Origin of the sequence: Mastigocoleus testarum BC008 (genome assembly GCF_001456025.1) — a bacterium.
In the GTDB taxonomy this organism is placed as follows: Bacteria; Cyanobacteriota; Cyanobacteriia; order Cyanobacteriales; family Nostocaceae; genus Mastigocoleus; species Mastigocoleus testarum.
In genome coordinates, this window is sequence record NZ_LMTZ01000112.1 from 64,480 (window position 1) to 83,140 (window position 18,661).

Here is an 18,661-nt window from a genome sequence, read left to right on the forward strand (position 1 = left end):
ATTATGAGTGGAAGGTTATGTAGGGGAGTAATTGCGATTGTGGATGATATGGTTGATGGTGGTAGCGGATGGAAACGCGATTGTGAATTATATGGTTGGAAAAATGCCCAAAAAATAATTTATCCCATTATTTGTTTATTGTAGGGGCACACCGACGTGTGCCCTGACGAATGGTATATTTTTTAAACTGGAGTCTCTTAATCTCTCTGGTAGATTTTGATCCTTAATATCAAGTCCGCTTAATTAGTTACTATATAACCCTCTTGAAAAGACGGCGGTTATTACCTAATAACCCTTTTACTCATTACTCATTACTTATTACTTATTACTTATTACTTATTACTTATTACTGTGCGCAATACCTATAGCTGCGCTACCTACGGATCCGGTACGCTTACGCTAACTACGCGCCCCGCTACCTACGGATCCGCTAACATTACTCATTACTTCGCCCCCACAGATGTGATAACTGTTTAGCCGGACGTAATATATAATCCTCTGCTGGGTTTTGATGCTGGTTGCGGTACTTACTATAAATAGATCCAAGTGTATACAGTTATAAGATATGAATAAAAAATATATTACTCATTAGGGCGCACGTCGGTGCGCCCCTACGGGTAATAAATTATGATACAAATTATTTTTTTAGAAATGTCTTGCCTAGGAGGTATCGCTTAAAAAAATGAGGTGATTTTCAATATCTAATATGCAATATCTAATAAACCTCTATAGAGGAATTCCATCAACAAAGCAGCCTGGAAACGATTAATTTTTCAAAAACCTTATATATATGGGCACACTATATTCCCATTATAATAAAATCGTATCCGAAAAATTGCTGATTTGCAATAGGATATTCCCAAATCTTAAGATTTTTTCCTTGACTCTCCAGTGGACTGGAGGGTTTATCATATTCCCAACAAAGTCCTTTATTTGCGCTAATATTTCATCCAATTACGTTTAACCTAATTAAGATTATGACTTTAACATTGAAAGTTCCTGATATTGCTTGTTCTGCTTGTGTAAGTGCCGTCACGGATGCCATAACGTCAGTTGACTCAAGTGCAACTGTAGAAGCTGACCCCAAAACAAAAATAGTTAATGTTCAAACTCAACAATCAGAAGACAAAATTAAACAAGTTTTGGCAGATGCTGGTTATCCTCCTGCTTAATCCAATACGGGAGAAAGTTTGATTATTTTGAACTTTATTCGTCTAGCCTGTCCGTGGGACATATTTTGACTTTTGACTTCTGATTTTTGTTTGACTTGCGCCTAGCGCCTAGCGCCATGGATACTTTAACACTAAAAATAAAGGGGATGAGTTGTGCTTCTTGTACTAGCGCGATAGAACAAGCTGTTAGTTCGCTTTCGGGAGTGAGGGAATGCACTGTTAACTTTAGTGCTGAACAAGCTACTGTTAAATACAACCCCCAAAAAACCGATATCAAACAAATTCAAGATGCTGTAGATGCTGCTGGTTATCAGGCTTATCCCCTCGAAGAACAGGAGATGATGGTAGGGGAAGGTGATAAGGAAAAAGCGGTTCGTAAAGCTGAAGAACGAAATCTAATTCGTAAGTTAATTATAGGGAGTATTATCAGCATCATCTTAATTGTTGGTGGTCTCCCAATGATGACTGGTTTAGAATTTTCGTTTATTCCCCGATGGTTGCATAATCCTTGGTTGCAGCTGATATTAACTACTCCGGTACAGTTTTGGTGTGGTTATGGATTCTATATTGGTAGTTGGAAAGCTTTAAAACGTCGAACCGCAACTATGGATACCTTAATTGCTTTGGGTACGAGTGCGGCGTTTTTTTATTCTTTGGTTGTGACTATATTTCCCGATTTTTTTATCAATCGAGGTTTAAGAGCAGAGGTCTATTACGAAACTGCTGCAGTTGTCATCACCTTAATTCTCTTGGGAAGATTATTTGAGCATCGTGCTAAAGGAAAAACTAGTGCAGCAATTCGGAAATTAATTGGTTTACAACCTAGAAATGCTCGTGTCATTCGCAATGGAAGGGAAATAGATATCCTAATTCAAGAAGTTCAACTTGATGATGTGGTTATTGTCCGTCCTGGGGAAAAAATTCCGGTAGATGGGGAAGTAACAGAAGGTAATTCCACTGTCGATGAAGCAATGGTTACAGGTGAAAGTTTACCTATTAAAAAGCAACCTGGTGATGAGGTTATTGGTGCAACGATTAATAAAACCGGTAGTTTTAAATTTAAAGCAACTCGAATTGGTAAAAATACGGTTTTAGCTCAAATTGTGCGATTAGTACAGGAAGCTCAAGGGAGTAAAGCTCCGATTCAACGCATAGCGGATCGAGTTACAGCTTGGTTTGTACCCGGGGTTATTTTCATTGCTATCGCTACTTTTATTGTTTGGTTTTATGCAACTAGGAATATCACTTTAGCTTTAATTCCCACGGTTGGAGTTTTAATTATTGCTTGTCCCTGTGCTTTGGGTTTAGCGACTCCCACATCGATTATGGTGGGAACTGGTAAAGGTGCAGAAAACGGAATTTTGATTAAGGATGCGGAAAGTCTAGAATTAGCTCACAAAATTCAAACTATTGTTTTGGATAAAACCGGTACCTTAACGGAGGGAAAACCTACAGTTACTAATTTTATTACTGTAAATGGTACAGCTAACGGTAATGAGTTAAAAATACTGAGTTTGGCTGCTTCACTAGAGCGTAATTCCGAACATCCTTTAGCGGAAGCGGTGGTTAGATATGCTCAATCTCAAGAGGTTGGAGTTAAAAATGTCCGCGATTTTGTCGCGGTTCCTGGAAGTGGGGTACAAGGATTTGTTTTAGATCATTTTGTACAGATTGGTACTTTACGCTGGCTAGAATCAGAGGGTATCGATACCCAAATGTTTCTTCTTCAAAACAATACTTGGTCTAATGAAGGAAAAAGCGTGATTTGGATCGCTGTGGATGGAAAAATAGAAGCATTAATGGGAATTGCTGATGCTCTTAAAAGTACATCTCAAGAAGCAGTGAGAATGCTGCATAAATTAGGTTTAGAAGTGGTAATGCTCACGGGAGATAACCGTCCGACAGCAGAAGCTATTGCTCGTGAGGTTGGGATTGATCGCGTCTTTGCTGAAGTTCGTCCCGATCGCAAAGCCGAACAAGTAAAAACATTACAAAAGGAAAGTGGTAAAAAAGAACGTAAAATTATCGCTATGGTGGGAGACGGGATTAATGATGCTCCAGCATTAGCACAAGCAGATGTGGGAATTGCTATTGGTACAGGAACAGATGTTGCGATCGCGGCTAGCGATATCACTTTAATTTCTGGCGATTTGCAAGGTATCATTACCGCAATTAAACTTTCCCAGGCGACTATTAGAAATATTCGTCAAAATCTTTTCTTTGCTTTTTTCTATAATGTTTTAGGGATTCCAATTGCTGCGGGGATTTTATTCCCCTTGTTTGGTTGGTTACTGAACCCAATCATTGCTGGTGCTGCAATGGCTTTTAGTTCTGTTTCTGTAGTTACCAATGCTTTGCGTTTGCGGAAGTTTAAAGCATATTGAAGTCAGTTGTCAGTTTATGGCTAACGCCACGCCCTTACGGGCTACAGTTAATGCGCTAACAGTTATCAGTTGTCAGTTCGGTTGTGTCGCAACTAAATATTTTTGCAACACAATCTTTAGCCTTCTGTCTGTTGAACTATCTGCATAGGAACCGTCATCATCTCCAGATATGGTATAGCTTCAGCAGAGACTATCCATCGCGTCGATCCTGGTCGCTCAATCAAAGGTCTAAATACAGGACATAACATCGTCCCCATGAAATCGAAGTTGGTCATGTCGACGATTAAATCCTCTTCAGGTTTTATATCCCTGATAATCTTGCTCAGTTCCTCTTCCATGTCGGATGAGAGACCGCAGTAAATGCGCAAGCGTTTGGGATTACCTTCGATAATACGAACTGGTATACCAAAATCGAAATACGAATACAGCTGTTCGTAGTATGAGGTAAATTTATCGTCAATCTTCAGTGAATTTAAGTTTACCAAGCCCAAGAGCGCCTCGACCAAATTATGTGGATATTCGTTACGCTCGGGAGACCAAAAGGAGAATTTGTCCAAGGAGAAGGCTTCGCTGGTGAAACTTCCCTGAGCGCTGATTCCATCAAATCCAATTAAACTCCAATCATTGGAGTAATGTCTAAGGATCTCGTAGCAGACCTCGAACAGATGGTTCGCCCGATCCGAGCACAGCTTGAAGGTTCGCTGTAAGCTACTTTCCTCAAAGCGTTCCTTCACCACAACTGTCAATTCAGCATGTGAACTCAAGCATGAAACAGTCCATTTGGAACTGCGGTGGAATGAAGGCGAAAAATCTATCTGGAGTGCGTATTCTTTCATTACTGCTTCACTCAATTAACCATATTATATTGAGCGATATCTAAAGGACTGTTCTAAAAGCAAATATAGCGGTTTCCATTTGAATCAAATACATTTTATATTCCCATTCTGTAGAGACGTTGCATGCAACGTCTCTACAAGGTGTCATGCACTCAACCGAAAATCGCTATATACTCTGTATTTTTATGCTTATTTGGCTTGCTGTACAGGTGTATTCTATATAATATTAATTACTACTAAAATTTAGTATATTTTTCATAAACTCTAAGTAGCCATTCAAAGTAATGTCATTTTTCCAGAAGTCATTCTACTGTGTGTCCTTTAGTTGGACTTTTTGAATATTGGGGTATGCTCTTCGGGAATTCCTTCTAATTCAATAGCATTACAAGCAGCATGATAAGCATCTTCATAGGACCAACCAGCCCCAAGTTCATCATAGAAACCAACCGCAAATTTAATTGCTGCCTTGTCTCCAATAGCACTAGTCATACCGACTACATAATCAATATGTTCGGCGATCGCATTGGCTTGAATCTCTGAATAACAAGCGTTGAGAACAACACATTCAAGTCCTCTTTCAGTAAATCGTTTAAATAAGTTTGCTAAAGCTTGAGTTGGGACAAATTGCGCTAATCCTGCATCATTTTCCAGAATTAAGCCGTTTTCACCCGATCCATGACCGCAAAAGTGAACTATCTGGGGTTGAAAATCCAACAAAGCACGGCGTAAATCATCAGGACGAACCGCCCAACGTTGTTGTAAAGTAAATTTATCCCGATGCTGGGATCTTCGTAAACCCTCATCAATTTCTCGAACTTCTTCATCTAAGCGTAATCTAGATTCATTGCTGGGAAGGGAGGCTAAGACTAAAATTGTTTTACGGGAACTACCTTGAGGATTTTGTGGTTGAGCTAAGTTGGGAAACTCTTCTTTGAAGATAGAACGAACAACTTCCCGAACATCTGTGGCGTTAGAACCCTGAGTTACAACGCGAGCAACTTCTCGGATTGCTTGCGCATCTAGTCCATGATAAGTGCGATCGCCAACATGAATATCTTGTCCCTGTCCGATATTAATGTTGTATTTTCCTATTTGCAGATTTTGGATTCCACCACTATTTAACCATTGACGTAGAGCTTCTATATCACGTTCGGTTTGAGTACCGTTGAGAATGCGTTGAATGATGTTGTTGAGGTTAGTGGGGTTGGTCATTTCTCAGAGTTTTTTAGTTTGATTTTAATTGCTTCCTTTCTTTGTTGAGAAGATTTCATTTGGCAAGTTTTTGAGCTTTCGTTTGGGGATCAAATTCTAAGCTGGGATGAAGTTTTAATGCTTTTTGAAAAGCAGAAACTGCTCCATCGATATTACCATCAAATGCCAGCTGCTCACCCTGTAACAAAAAAGCAGTTGCAGAAGGTTGTACACCGCAAAAACGACGCTCCTCATCACTAACATTGGGATTATTTTTGAGGTAATCGCGTACCCAATCGCAACCCTCTCTTAGCAAATCGTCAAGATTCAAGTTCCACAAAATTACCTTACCATTTATATCTGCTGAAGCAATTGTTTTTCCATCATTACTAAATGCAATACTTTTAATTTCAGATGTATCCCCTTCCAAAGTAGCTAGTAAAGTACCATCTAACTTCCATAGTTTAATTGTTGTATCACTGCTTGCTGAAGCAATTATTTTTTCTTTCGGATGGAAAGCAATGCTGTTGACAGCATCAGTATGACCAACAAAAGGAGAACCAACTGAATCGCCATTCTTGGGGTTCCAAAGCCTTATAGTGTTATCTGTAGCAGTTTTAGCTTGAAAATATTCTGAATTTCCAATACCACTTGCTGAAGCAATCAAATCACCATTAGGACTAAAAATCACCTGGTTGACTGTAGCAGCATGACCTTTAAGAGGTCTAAATAAACGACCATTTTTGCTATTCCATAACTTGATGGTGTTATCTGCATCTTCACTTGCTGAAGCAATTAGGTTTCCCTTAGGACTAAAAGCTACACTCGTAACTTTACCCTTGTGTTCTTCTAACCTATGAACCAGAGTACGTTTTTTACGATCTTTGATGTTCCAAATCATGACAGTTTTATCTTTGCTACCAGTTGCAATTAGATTACTGTCGGGGCTAAAAGCGACACTTGTAAATGAATTTTGGCAAGGTTGTGTCTTTGTTTGAGAGGGAAGGCGATCGCCGCAATCTTCGATTAATGGGAGTTCAGTACGTTCTTGTGTTTTCCATATTTTGATAATTCCTTTGTTACCTATGAAGGCAATTAGCTTACCATCAGGACTGAAAGCAATGTCAACCAAGTCAGCAATTTTATTAATCCATTTAGCAGTACCTTCCAAATTATCGTCAGGAGTCCCATCGGGTTTCCAAAGTTGAATACCACCATCGAAAGTTGTCGAAGCAATTTGGTTACTTTTGGAGTTGAAGGCAACTCTATATCCTTCTAGAGTAGGAACTGGATTACCGTGATGTTTCCAAAGTTTTACATTGCCATCTGAACTTGCTGAAGCGACAATATCTCCTTTGGAATTAAACCCAACGCCCCAGACTAGATTTCTATGACCTTGGAGAGTATGAACCAATCTACCCATAAATCTATCTACAAATCTACTATTTGACTTCCAAAACCTCCAAAGTTTTACTGAATTTTCACTTCCCAACGCAACTAGATCGTCTTTATGACTCACAGCTAATGCATCTCCCCCTGGAGAGGTAAGAATTTTATCTTTTAAAAGATAAATTAAATTACAGTTTTTTAGATCCCAGAGCCTAATACCCTTTTTAGCGGAGGTAATCAGCTTACCCTTAGTAGTAAAGTCAACCACATATCCTTCTGAGATTTGGGGACAAACAACCTTACTATCATCAGTATTCCAGATTCTGACAATACCTTGACTATCTGCTGAGGCTATTAGCTTGCCATTAGAACTAAAAGCAGCATTTGTAACATCGCTATTTCCCCCTTTGAAAGATTTTTGCAACTTACCTCTTTTGGTGTCCCATAGTTCTAGTATTCCTTTCCTATTAGATAAGGCAATCATATTACTTTTGGGATTGAAGATAGCTAATTTGGATCTACTTGTACCTTCCCAAGGTTGAGATAGTTTAAATTTATTGCCAGTTTTCTTCCAAAGCATGAACCTGTACGAACTTGTTGCAGCAATTAGATCTCCATCGTGACTAAAATTTATATTACGAACCATACTAGTACTAATTTCTGTCAAGTCATCAACAAATGTACCATCAGGCTTCCAAAGTTTAACCCCACCGTTTAGGCTTCCAGATACAATTAGATCTTCTGTAGGGCTGAAAGCAACACTATAAACTGAACTCCTATGCCCTTCTAAGCGGTTATACTCCTTCACTCCGTAAACCATCTTTTGCAGCAGCACAGTGCCCCGAATCAAAGTATCTGCTGTCAAGGAGTTTTCATTATTTAATTTTGTTCCTAGCCTGATTCCATCAATCAAACTGTCCAAGCTTTTATCTGAAACAAAGCGCGAGTTTAAAGTAGCAATCTCAGCTTGCATATTTGCATTTTCTTCTCCGATAACAGCCCTGCGCCATTGCCAAAGTGCTACTGCTGCCACTAAAGAAACTGTTACAATTCCTGCGATCAATCCACCAATAGTGCGTTGACGTCGGCGTTGTTGGTATTTCTGACTTAACAGAATAAATTCTTGTTCTTCTTGAGAAATTTCCCCTTGACGATCTTGGAGTTTTTTCTCCGCTAAAGCAAGCGCTGCTCCTCGTAACAACCATCCATTATCTCGTTGCATTTCCACCCAATGACGCCTTGAAGACCGGAGTTTTTCTTGCCATATGCGAAATTCTCTATCTGCTTCCATCCATTCTTTCAGTTGACCCCAGTTGCGAATTAAGGCTTCATGGATGACTTCGACGGTTTCTTTTGATTGATTTTCTGTTTTTAGTTCTGAACTATTTTCTTTTTCTGGTGTGACATTGATGCGACTGGTCACCACTAAGCGTGCATCGGCTAATTTTTTAACCAAATTCCAATTACTTTCCTTTAGTTCAGCTTTAGTTGCAACTCTTCGAGTGTCTTCGGTTCCCTCCCCCGGACGCACTAACTGTACAAATATCCGCCGAACTTGTTCTTGTTCTTCTGGCTTGAGTTGACGATACTTTTCATTCGCATAGCGAGTTAATGCACCGGAAACTTCACCAATTTCTTCGTAAACTGAGTGGGTTAATTGTTTATGATTACGTTTTTTCCAGAGTTCGGTAAGAGCAAATTCTAATAGGGGTAAATTTCCCGGTTCTTTCTCTACATCATTGAGAATGCGTTCGACCAGTCCACCTTCAAAAGTAACACCTAATTTTTGAGCAGGTTTTTCGATTACTTCTCTGAGTTCTTCCGAGTTCATCGAGCGGATTTTGACATCCACATTCCGTAAGACATCCGCTAAGGGAGGATAAGACAACACATTTCCTAAAAAATCTGCCCGCATCGCTGCGACTAATACAATTGATAAAGACGATTGTTGGGCTAAGGACTGAAATATCTCTAAGAGAGTATTGAGAAATTGGTGGCGGATTTTCTCATCATCACAAAGAGTGTAGAGTTCTTCAAACTGATCGGCAATCAATAAAACTCGATTATTGGGATGATTATATTGAATTGTTTTAAAAATATCAGATAAAGGAAGTGTACGATCTCGAAAATATCTTGCTAATTTACGAGCTTGAGCGATGCGGTCAGTTTCATCAAGATTGTCCTTGTCCACATAAAGCGGAACTAAAGCTTGAGCAAGAGCATGAAATGGTTCTTTCCCAGGACGGAAATGGGTAAATTGCCAATTTCCTTCCATCAATAATTTCGGTATTAATCCCGCCATAATCACAGAGGATTTTCCACTTCCAGATGCACCTAAAACTGGAATAAAGTTCCGAGTTTGAGTTAATTGATAGAGTTCCTCAATAAAAATATCTCTTCCAAAAAAATATTTTGCATCCTCTGGGCTAAAGCTAAATAAACCGCGATAGGGACAAGGTAAATCATCTGTTTCATCATTTACACCAGACGCAACTACTTTGACTTCTTCTTGGTAATAGTTGTTGTAATTGTAAATAACACTGAATGTAACGTTACTATCCTTTTGAATTACTCGAACAACCGCTTGAATGGTTTCATCAGTCCAAGCGTAGTAGTTGCGATCACCAACATGAATTTCTTTTCCCTCACCAAGGGAAACATTATATTTACCAAGTTGCTGTAGTGCATCGCGATCGCCAGCCATAAGTCGCTGGCGCAACAAGGTAAGATCGTTTTGGGTTTGTTGTCCCGTTTCAATCCGATTTAAAATTTGCTTGACATCTTCAGAAAGTGTCATTGGCTATTGAGTGCAAAGTGATACAGAATAATTGTATTTCGATTTTTAGTCATTAAATTAAATATTCAATGAATAAAATAAGTTACCAACTACTTTCGTATTTTACATAGTCTATATTAAATTAGAAAGTAATTTAAATTACTTAATTTATTCATATACTAATTGGATATTTTTTATAACAGAAATTAATAATACTTCAGAGTTAGAGGGACGAGAAGGGAAAATTTGGGTTGTTTAGGGTGAATTGTGGTCTCTCTTTTCTTAAGAATAGTTTTGGGTTATGAGGTAAATTAGTACCTAAAATGCTTATGAAACACAACTCGATTAATAAAAAATGTGAAGATATCAATTAAATATCTCCACAAAAATATATATGGTAATTAATCTAATTCAAGTGATTTAATTCAAATAAATCTAAATTAATAAGCGCCTGTTTTCTGTAGTACGACCCTCAAAGTCTGTAGCAAAATTCTGAAGTCAAATAATATCGACCAATTTTCAATATATTTCATATCTAATTTTATTACATCCTCAAAATTGTCGATATTAGAACGTCCAGAAACCTGCCATAATCCAGTAATACCGGGGAGAACTTCTTGACGAATGAAATGCTTGGTTTGAAATTTCTCTACATCACGCATCGGTAAAGGTCTAGGACCAATTAAACTCATTTCACCAAGCAGAACGTTAAATAGTTGTGGTAATTCATCTAAACTGTAACGACGTAAAAACTTACCAATATTCGTCACCCTTGGGTCATCTTTCATTTTGAAGAAGACACCATCTTTCATTTCATTTTTTGCTTCCAACTCAGCCATTACTTTTTCTGCATTGGGAACCATAGTGCGGAATTTCCAAATTAAAAATTGTTTTCCATGTAAACCAAGGCGTTTTTGACGGAAAAATATTGGTCCCGGAGAATCTAACTTGATTAATATTGCAATGGATAAGTATATGGGTGTAAATAGAATTATTAAAAATAGTGAGAAACAAAAGTCAAATAATCGTTTTATCCAGAAATCAAGACCAGCAAGAAGTGGTGCTGCTATTGTCGGGAAAGGTAGTTCTCCGATTAAACTAAATCGAGATTGGGAGAAAGAAAGTTGATTTTCGGTTGGGAGAATATGTACGGTAATTCCTGTATTGTAGAAGTACCAGTAAAGGAAAAAGCGATTCTTTATCGAATCCCAAGAAATTAATACTTCTTCTATATTGCGATCGCGTAGAAATTTAAAAGTATCTTCTCTATTACGCAAGTCAAGACAGCTAGAGTCAGCAAAACCTTCGACTTTATAACAGTTATCTTTTTCAATAATCTCGATCAATTCATCTTTTTGTTGAGCATCTGCAATGACAAACATTGAATGGCGAATTATACCTTTGTGACGCAGAAAATTGGTTGATAAATCGAATAATAATCTAAAAGTACAAATACCGGTAATAGATGTTAACCAATATACCAAATAGGTTGAAGGGAGTATATGATTTGTTGGTTCGTCAAGCAAAGTAATAAAAAATAGCAGTATGGATGATACGGAAACTGCTTTGATGATACCTGCATAATCACGACGGTGTACCCCAGCTCGATACACACCAGTAGTTGCAAGAATTGTAAACTGAATTCCTAAACTGACTAACAGCAATGATAGATTATTTGTCAATATAGGCTGTGAGGGAAAAGTGTAATTTGTAGCAAAATACCAAGCTGCACTGAGAGATAAGATGTCAATAAAAATCAGTATGATTATACGTAATAATCGGATAAATAACCCTCGCTGTATGGTTGCATTAGCCGAACGTAAGTCTGGTTTAAAATTATCTACTACTAGGTCGCTATTAAGCATGATACAAGCTCTCCTATTTCTTAATATAAAAGAAATCTGTATGAAGTTTTGCTATTCAACTGCAATATTTGAGTTTGTTTGGTGAGAAAAACCCATCATTTCTCGGACAAATAATTTACCGATAAACCAAGGTTGAACTAAATAACGTCTCCATAATCTTTTGGGTTCGCTAAATAAACGGTACGACCACTCCAAACCCATCTTTCCCATCCATCTAGGTGGAGTTGGAACCGCACCTGCGACATAATCTATACAAGCACCGCTCGGTAAAATAATATTGGTATTTAATTGTTCTAAATTATCTAATATCCAATGCTCTTGACGTGGCATACTCATTCCTACCATTAAAACATGAGGTTGGAAAGCATTGATTGCTGCTATAGTATTTTGGTTTTCTAAACTATCTTTACGCACGTCAATATAACCATGAGCGCAGGTAATTTCTAGATTGGGGTATTTTTGGCGGAGGATATCTGCTCCTTTTTGTGCAACTCCCGGTTTGGAGCCTAAATAAAATATTCTCCAACCTTTATTTGCAGATTCGTCCATTAAATCCCATATCCAGTCAGCGTAGGTTACTCTGTGTTTCCGCTGGAGGGAATGACCTAATAGTTTACCAATAAATACCAGAGGCATACCATCTATGTGAGTATAATCAGCCTGAGCGTAGAATTCACGCATTTTTTGGTCATGATGGTAAATATAGAGACTATGCAAATTATGATTAGCGATAATCCATTTTTCTTGCTTTTGAATTGACTCTGCAATTAGTCCATTTAGTTGGGGGATGTCTAGTGCATCCATCTCAACACCAAGAAATTTTGAGGGTGAACGCTTCATATAAAATCTCAGAATATAAGTTTCAAGATTTAAGTATTAGCTTTGAGCATCGATTAATAAAAATTTATCTAGACTTTAACTTAGTTACTCGCGAGGGTTTTTCGAGAATTTTCTCCATACTTTCAACTAGAACTTCAATTCTAGAAGTCCAGCTATGATGATTTATGATTTCTGCACGAGCTAAATGTCCCATTTGTGAAAGTTTTTCTTGTTGCTGAAAAGCTAACAATAACTTACGTTGTAAATCAGCTTTGTCTTCGGGTTGGAACAAAAAGCCTGTTTGACCATCCTCTATTAAACGTTTTGCGTCTTCAAAAGCAGATGCAATAACTGGTTTAGCCATTGACATATACTCATAGAGTTTCATCGGTGAAAGATACATCTGACCCATTTGTAGTTGGATTTGTCCAGAATAACCAATGTCAAACCCAGAAATATATTTGGGTACTTCTTCTCGAGAAACTCGACCAACAAAGGCTACATTCTCTGAAATACCTAGATCTTGAGCTTGTTTTTCCCAAGTAGATTTCATTACACCATCACCTACTACAGCAAGTGATATATCTATACCTGCATCCCGTAACTCAGCAATAACTTCTAATAGTAAATTTAATCCAGACCAAGCATATAAACTACCAATAAAACCGATAGTAAAACCTGGAAATGTACGATAAGGTGTATATAATTCGGGATTAATAAAATCAGTATCTACCCCATTATTTACTAAAACAATTTTTTCAGTTTCAATTCCGTAATCATGTACTAAAATTTCTTTAAGAGTTTCGCTTACACATGCTAAAACATCACATTTTCTATAGGATTGAATTTCGATCCATTTAGCAATACCATCCAGTACTAATGCTTTACGCTCTGCTTTTGCCTCATAAAAAAGTAAAGCTTCCACTTGTAAAATCCAAGGTATTCCTTGACGTTGAAAGATCCAACCCAAACACTGTAAAGTAGCAGCATATTCATATACGAAATCTACTTTACTTCCTAATTCTCGCCAACTTTTCCAGGAGTTAATAATACTAAGTCCCAAACGAACTAAATCTACAGCTAAAGTACGAAAAAATCCTTTACTGATTACTTCACTAGAACCTTTTGCAGACCAATTTTGTGGTACTCGATCACCAACAATGAATTTTTCAACTTCCCAATTGAGTGTTTCAAAACCCTTAATAATTCCCAAGACGCGGGAGCGAGGTCCTGACATTTCAGCATCAGGATGTGTGGAAATTCGAGGTGCTGCAGCTAAAAAACCAATTCTTGGCGACATTTCTACTCCTTATCTACTAATTGGTAATTGTTAATTGCTAATTGATGTTTGATAATACAACGTTAATCATATTCTTTTGGTCTTGGTCATTTTTCAAATTGTAAAATCAACTAATTAGATGTAATTGTTTACCTTTTTAATAACTATTAACTATTACCTATTATCCATTACCCATTAAGTAAGTAGGCACAAATAAAACCAACTATGTAACAAAAGATAAAGAAGCCTGAAATTCCTGCGATTGCTGAGGACGCGCTCCGCGAACGTTTCACTATGTTCCACATGCGCTTTGCGCACACTGCGTTAACGCAATGACATACCTTGTTTTTTTAACGCCGACCTACTTACTCCTCTACAAATGTGGGAGATACCGCCAAATTTCTATAACCAATTACAGCGCGTAAATAAGGAAGAATCCAATAAAGAAACCAGAATAATCCAGAGTGACGACGACAAAATACTGTCCAAGGTTTGATTGGAAAAGCTTTAATATGAGTTGCTTTTTTTAAACGTTCTAATACACTTAATTTTGTATCTACCCAACTGTTGTGAATTGAGTTTTTACTGCAGCTACCAATGTAACCGGGTGCAACCCATATGGAACAACCATTTTTCCGCGATCGCAAACCGTAGTCAATATCTCCCATACTATGAATAAAGGCTGAATCAATATTTCCAACTTTTTCCACCACAGTACGAGGAATTAGTACACAGTTTCCAAAAAATGTATCGCACTGCTGAATAACTTCCGCAAAACCTAAAAAGTTATATTTATTGGAGTACCATTTCTGAGATTTAATCGAACCACCATAGGATGCTTTTCCTGTGGATGTATCTCTGGTAGTACCAACCACTATAGAGTTTTTATGGTTTTGTTCTACTAGTTGTTGATATACACTGAACAAGCGCTCAATAGCGTCTGTTTCTAAGATTGTGTCGTCATTCAACCAAAGATAATATTCATAGTCTTTTTGTATTGCTCGTGCAAATGCAAGTCTCATTCCTCCAACCCAAAATAGATTTCCATCACCTTGGAGAATATTGACTTCAGGATATTCTGACTTTACTGCATTTGCGGTACCATCAGAACTACCATCATCTGTTAAGTAAACATCGAAGTCTGAACAATTTGTTTGTTGGTATAGTGCATGTAAACACGAGAGAGTTGTACTCCGTCTGTTGAAACAGGTCATTATGACCGCTAATTGTGCTTTTCTCATAAGTTTTTTGATCTGATGTAAAGTAGGACTATCTATATCTATAAATTTCAATTTCTAAATATTTCAGAAGTATCTCAGAGCATGTCTGATTTTTAGAGAGAAAATCTGGTGCTGAAATCCTCTGGAGTCAATTTATGTAATTCTTCTAACTTCACATAGCGAGATTGAATCCCTTGAGGTGGAGCAAAGTATTTTTCCATCAAAGTTTTTGGATCGTGGCGATCGCCACCTTCTTTTTCTATTAGTCGAGCGATGTAAGAACAATAATCTAGTCTCAAATCGTTGATTTTTTTGAGAGTTTGCGTGCGAATTTTTTCTGGTTCGGGTGACAATTTTATCCAAGTCTCCACTGCTCTTTCTACTGCTCCGGCTTCTGGAGTTACAATAATTGAATTCTCAGGGGTAAAGAATTCATCTCTTCCACCTTTGCTGGGAGTACTAACTACAGGAATTCCACAAAGTAAATATTCGCTGGAGGCTAAATTTGCTCCTTCTAATGCAGACAAAATTAAACCACAATAAGCCTGATTGTATTTTTTTGCTAATTCAGGACGTGGGATAAACTCTTTGTTAAAATCAGCATGCTTCAATTCAGGACAGTAGGAGTGTAAGTCACCTCCATAAGATACAACCATTAACTTTTCAATATTTTTTGCTAACCAAAGGCGCTTTGACGAATTAAGCTGCGCGGTATAAATTGCATCATATATCTTGGGTTGTTCGATAGGTCTGTACAAATACTCATTAATATAAAAATTTTGATTGAAGTGCGCTCCACGAACCCGAAACTGTTTACGCATTTGTTCTTCATCTGCAGCATTGACCATTAAATGATGGGTTCTACCTTCAATACTGTGTAGAATTGATTTGATTTTACGTAAAAACATTTGTTTGGGAGCAGCACACCAGTAAGGAGTATGTTCTAAAACATGCTTGGGACGAAACCATTTAGGTAAAGGTTTGTGTGTAAATTTTTTGTCCTGATAAACAACTCCACCAAAGAAAGGATAACTTCCAAGAAAGGAAACAATTAAAGGTTTAGTACTAAAAATATAGTAACCATGAAATAACATATAGAGATTTTCCTTCTATTAATTAATGATTTATGAAAATATTGATTCCATTATTTTCAAGTTAATTCCCCGCTCTATATGATGAAATCAAAAATACTTAAATATCTATCAATTTATATTATTTACTTTAGATACTTGTCACTTTTTCGAGCCAATTACTCACATTTATATTTAATTTAAATACCCTCAATTTTTGTTCTATTTTCCGGACAATTAACATATGTCTATGTAGTACGGAAGTACGCGCCATTTGATAGGAATTTACTTTTTTACATAACCACTTATATTTATCTGAATCAAGATTGAAACACTTCAATCTTTTAATCTGTTTGTTCCAATCGCGATAATAAAATAAGTTAAAATAATGTACTGAAGTTAAATCATCCCATTTTTTCAAGCGCCATTGTTTAGACAAGCGATTATGTAAGGGTAATGGATAACTATAACGGTCGGAAAAATGAGATACTTTCTCTTCTAAGGCACATAAAGTGATAGATAAAACTGATTGTTCGACAAAATAAATACCCTGTGGAGGAGTAATATCTAAATGCATTACTTTCTCAAAGTTTTTCTTCCAGGATTTAAATATACCTGCATTCCTTCTAACTACAACTAAACCTGAGTTCCAATAAGCTCTGATTTTTTTATTTCCTATTGGAGTATTGACAAATACTTCCTGTTTTACCCCTAGGACTTCATAAAGTTTTTTCCAGTACCATTCGTGAGGGTCTTTACTACCTGTAGAACCAATACCTTGACCGTATTCAGGGCGCATTCGTACGTTACAATCTACTGGTAATAAAAATTCTGTGGGCTCTGCAAAAAAGCACTTATCACTATCAAGAAAAACTAGAATTTCTGCATCTATATTTTCTTCTGCATAAGCACAAGTCAAAGGCTTATTCGCTAAATAATATTGATGAAATTCTTGGTTAATAGGAAGTTGCTGATGAATAACTCCCAATTCTTCAAATGCTTTTTGAGTTTCTATTGCAATTGGTGTACCAGTTCTAGGATGAAAACTATAAATTGGTGTATCTTTTAAATTACCGCAAAATTTGCGAATACTCTCTGCAAGCATTAATGATTGAGCCTCTAAGCGACCCGGTTCTGTGCAGATGATAAAAGCTAATGGAACTGTTGACATATTTACATTACTCCTAATTAATTTTGATGTAAATTACATCTAAATTATTTCATAAAAGCTTTAAAAATTACTCTAGCTTTTAATTCATAAACTTTAAATTAATCAATACAAATAAAATATTAATACACGATATTTTTAGTATTCTTTAAAATTAATTTATGAGTAAAACTGATATTTATTCAATTAACTAGTTCTTTAAATAAATTCCAATAACGCCTTGCTTGTAGTTCTAAATTAAATTCTTCTTTCGCTCGTTCGCGAGCATGTGAAGATAATTTTTCATATCTTTGAGGATTTTCTAAAACCCAAATAATTCCTCTAACTAAATCATCAATGTCATAGGGTTTAGCTAAATAACCACATTCCTGATGTAACACAATATCTTTTAAACCAGTTGCATTAAATGCAATAACTGGAGTTCCACAAGCTAGTGACTCAGAAGCAGTCTGTCCGAAAGACTCTTGCAAAGATGGAACCAACATGACATCCGCAGCAGAATAAATACTAGCTAAAGATGTATCATCATAGAAATGCCCTAAATAATGAGTTTTAAATCCTAAATCAGGTGGATTTTCTGGTTCAGATGCACCAAAAATGACTAATTCTGTATTATCTTTCCATTTAGTCTTACTCAGTTTTTGCAACGCTGGTTGTAATAGATGAAAACCTTTATTGCGATCGCTAGTTGCTTGTAAAGCTCCAAATAGGATTAATTTTTTATCTTGAGGTAACTTAAATATTTCCCTTACTGACTGTTGATTTAGAGGTCGATATGTGTGAGTATTTAATCCATGGGGAATCACTTCTACTCTTGAATTTTTGAATAGTGAGCTAGATTGGGCGCATTCACCAATCCAATTACTTGGAGCAATCAAAGTTAGCTTAGTGAAATTAAATTTGCTCCAAGCTCTAGCTTTACGCTTATATACCCAACGAGATAAATCCCAATCACTACTACTATTAAGTTGAGGACAAGAACCACAAGATTGGGTGTAGCGTTGACAATCTCGAGCGACGTGACATCCTCCAGTAAAAACCCACATATCATGGAGGGTCCATACTAAAGGTTGTCTTAGTTTCGCAATAGATTCAATTTGCATAAAAGCCCCACTAATCCAATGCAAATTGATAATATCTGGGTTGATTTTAGTTACCTGTGGTACGACCCGATCTGGCAACCATTGACTAAAAAATGTACTATTGCTTCTTTCGGGATAAAGTTTTAGTGGTAAGGTTTCAAATGTTAATTTTGTTTTAGCTACGCCTTGAAACAGCCTAATTTTTGGTGCAATAACTGTTTGATCGCTACTTGACTTTTCTTGCACCAACATTTGTGAGTTGAGCCCAATATCTTGTAGACCCTTATGTAAGCGGTATGCTGCACGAGCCGCACCACCATTGGTATCATGGGTACTCAAATGTAAAACTTTCATTTAACAGTTATCAGTTATCAGTTATCAATGAACAGGAAATATATATTATTCGCTCG

At 36.9% G+C, this 18,661-nt stretch carries 13 protein-coding genes; 3 read left to right on the top strand and 10 right to left on the bottom strand.

Features of this window, described 5'->3' with window-relative positions:
• Window positions 1–3 precede the first annotated feature (3 nt).
• From BC008_RS49745 to BC008_RS28040, 3 genes are all read left to right on the top strand, one after another.
• Window positions 4–144 carry a hypothetical protein gene (locus tag BC008_RS49745; RefSeq protein WP_161938167.1) on the top strand — a complete coding sequence of 47 codons (141 nt, stop codon included), beginning with the start codon at window positions 4–6 and terminating at the stop codon, window positions 142–144.
• Between the two features lie 833 nt (window positions 145–977).
• On the top strand, window positions 978–1,172 hold the full coding sequence (locus tag BC008_RS28035; RefSeq protein WP_058184085.1) for a heavy-metal-associated domain-containing protein: 195 nt from the start codon (window positions 978–980) through the stop codon (window positions 1,170–1,172).
• 116 nt (window positions 1,173–1,288) lie between these two features.
• Window positions 1,289–3,556 carry a heavy metal translocating P-type ATPase gene (locus tag BC008_RS28040; RefSeq protein ID WP_058184086.1) on the top strand — a complete coding sequence of 756 codons (2,268 nt, stop codon included), beginning with the start codon at window positions 1,289–1,291 and terminating at the stop codon, window positions 3,554–3,556.
• A 116-nt stretch (window positions 3,557–3,672) separates the two neighbouring features.
• Here the strand turns inward: BC008_RS28040 and BC008_RS28045 are convergent, their stop codons facing one another.
• The 10 genes from BC008_RS28045 to BC008_RS28090 form a co-directional block, all read right to left on the bottom strand.
• Window positions 3,673–4,392: a hypothetical protein gene (locus tag BC008_RS28045; protein WP_027847091.1), complete on the bottom strand. Its 720-nt coding sequence runs from the start codon at window positions 4,390–4,392 to the stop codon at window positions 3,673–3,675.
• 321 nt (window positions 4,393–4,713) lie between these two features.
• On the bottom strand, window positions 4,714–5,604 hold the full coding sequence (locus tag BC008_RS28050; protein WP_027845623.1) for a CHAT domain-containing protein: 891 nt from the start codon (window positions 5,602–5,604) through the stop codon (window positions 4,714–4,716).
• Window positions 5,605–5,659: 55 nt separating this feature from the next.
• Window positions 5,660–9,769 carry an nSTAND1 domain-containing NTPase gene (locus BC008_RS28055; protein ID WP_058184087.1) on the bottom strand — a complete coding sequence of 1,370 codons (4,110 nt, stop codon included), beginning with the start codon at window positions 9,767–9,769 and terminating at the stop codon, window positions 5,660–5,662.
• Window positions 9,770–10,188: 419 nt separating this feature from the next.
• A complete protein-coding gene (locus BC008_RS28060) occupies window positions 10,189–11,613 on the bottom strand; it encodes a sugar transferase (protein WP_027845622.1) in 1,425 nt (474 codons plus the stop codon).
• Between the two features lie 51 nt (window positions 11,614–11,664).
• Entirely contained in the window at window positions 11,665–12,453 is a 789-nt protein-coding gene (locus tag BC008_RS28065) for a WecB/TagA/CpsF family glycosyltransferase (RefSeq protein WP_027845621.1), read from the bottom strand.
• Between the two features lie 64 nt (window positions 12,454–12,517).
• Window positions 12,518–13,732 carry a glycosyltransferase family 4 protein gene (locus BC008_RS28070; RefSeq protein WP_027845620.1) on the bottom strand — a complete coding sequence of 405 codons (1,215 nt, stop codon included), beginning with the start codon at window positions 13,730–13,732 and terminating at the stop codon, window positions 12,518–12,520.
• 344 nt (window positions 13,733–14,076) lie between these two features.
• Window positions 14,077–14,952 carry a glycosyltransferase family 2 protein gene (locus BC008_RS28075; RefSeq protein ID WP_027844614.1) on the bottom strand — a complete coding sequence of 292 codons (876 nt, stop codon included), beginning with the start codon at window positions 14,950–14,952 and terminating at the stop codon, window positions 14,077–14,079.
• A 92-nt stretch (window positions 14,953–15,044) separates the two neighbouring features.
• A complete protein-coding gene (locus tag BC008_RS28080; protein WP_027844615.1) occupies window positions 15,045–16,025 on the bottom strand; it encodes a glycosyltransferase in 981 nt (326 codons plus the stop codon).
• Between the two features lie 127 nt (window positions 16,026–16,152).
• Entirely contained in the window at window positions 16,153–17,172 is a 1,020-nt protein-coding gene (locus BC008_RS28085; RefSeq protein WP_027844616.1) for a hypothetical protein, read from the bottom strand.
• 179 nt (window positions 17,173–17,351) lie between these two features.
• Entirely contained in the window at window positions 17,352–18,605 is a 1,254-nt protein-coding gene (locus BC008_RS28090; protein ID WP_027844617.1) for a glycosyltransferase family 4 protein, read from the bottom strand.
• Window positions 18,606–18,661 lie beyond the last annotated feature (56 nt).

What these genes read in the sequence shown, in the direction of transcription:
- BC008_RS28075 (WP_027844614.1), bottom strand. Translation starts at nt 14,952, where the DNA reads ATGAGAAAAGCACAATTAGCGGTCATAATGACCTGTTTCAACAGACGG.
- BC008_RS28040 (WP_058184086.1), top strand. Translation starts at nt 1,289, where the DNA reads ATGGATACTTTAACACTAAAAATAAAGGGGATGAGTTGTGCTTCTTGT.
- BC008_RS28050 (WP_027845623.1), bottom strand. Translation starts at nt 5,604, where the DNA reads ATGACCAACCCCACTAACCTCAACAACATCATTCAACGCATTCTCAAC.
- BC008_RS28035 (WP_058184085.1), top strand. Translation starts at nt 978, where the DNA reads ATGACTTTAACATTGAAAGTTCCTGATATTGCTTGTTCTGCTTGTGTA.
- BC008_RS28065 (WP_027845621.1), bottom strand. Translation starts at nt 12,453, where the DNA reads ATGAAGCGTTCACCCTCAAAATTTCTTGGTGTTGAGATGGATGCACTA.
- BC008_RS28060 (WP_027845622.1), bottom strand. Translation starts at nt 11,613, where the DNA reads ATGCTTAATAGCGACCTAGTAGTAGATAATTTTAAACCAGACTTACGT.
- BC008_RS28085 (WP_027844616.1), bottom strand. Translation starts at nt 17,172, where the DNA reads ATGTCAACAGTTCCATTAGCTTTTATCATCTGCACAGAACCGGGTCGC.
- BC008_RS28055 (WP_058184087.1), bottom strand. Translation starts at nt 9,769, where the DNA reads ATGACACTTTCTGAAGATGTCAAGCAAATTTTAAATCGGATTGAAACG.
- BC008_RS28070 (WP_027845620.1), bottom strand. Translation starts at nt 13,732, where the DNA reads ATGTCGCCAAGAATTGGTTTTTTAGCTGCAGCACCTCGAATTTCCACA.
- BC008_RS49745 (WP_161938167.1), top strand. Translation starts at nt 4, where the DNA reads ATGAGTGGAAGGTTATGTAGGGGAGTAATTGCGATTGTGGATGATATG.
- BC008_RS28045 (WP_027847091.1), bottom strand. Translation starts at nt 4,392, where the DNA reads ATGAAAGAATACGCACTCCAGATAGATTTTTCGCCTTCATTCCACCGC.
- BC008_RS28090 (WP_027844617.1), bottom strand. Translation starts at nt 18,605, where the DNA reads ATGAAAGTTTTACATTTGAGTACCCATGATACCAATGGTGGTGCGGCT.
- BC008_RS28080 (WP_027844615.1), bottom strand. Translation starts at nt 16,025, where the DNA reads ATGTTATTTCATGGTTACTATATTTTTAGTACTAAACCTTTAATTGTT.